Source organism: Bacillus pretiosus (assembly GCF_051294775.1).
Classification (GTDB): domain Bacteria; phylum Bacillota; class Bacilli; order Bacillales; family Bacillaceae_G; genus Bacillus_A; species Bacillus_A wiedmannii.
This window is the reverse complement of the sequence record NZ_JBPPHF010000158.1, coordinates 1-309: the sequence shown is the minus strand read 5'-3', so window position 1 is coordinate 309 and position 309 is coordinate 1. Positions and strand designations below refer to the sequence as shown.

Here is a 309-nt window from a genome sequence, read left to right as displayed (position 1 = left end):
AACTTTGATACAGACTTATTCATGCCGATGATTGGCGCAACAGAATCAATTTCTGGTGAGAAGTATCGTAATGGTGACTTAGAAAAAGATATGGCGTTTAAAGTAATTGCTGACCAAATCCGTACAGTAACATTTGCTGTAGGTGACGGTGCTCTTCCATCTAACGAAGGCCGTGGTTATGTATTACGTCGTTTATTACGCCGCGCGGGTCGTTATTCGAAGAAATTAAACATCAACCGTCCATTCATGTTTGAATTAGTGCCGGTTGTTGGAGAGGTAATGAAAGACTTCTACCCAGAAGTACTTGAA

The 309-nt window shown here is 41.1% G+C and carries 1 protein-coding gene; it reads left to right on the top strand.

The annotated features are described in order from the left end of the window. On the top strand, nt 1–309 hold a 309-nt coding region (locus ACSG5Z_RS30305), incomplete at both ends, for an alanine--tRNA ligase-related protein (RefSeq protein ID WP_435712787.1).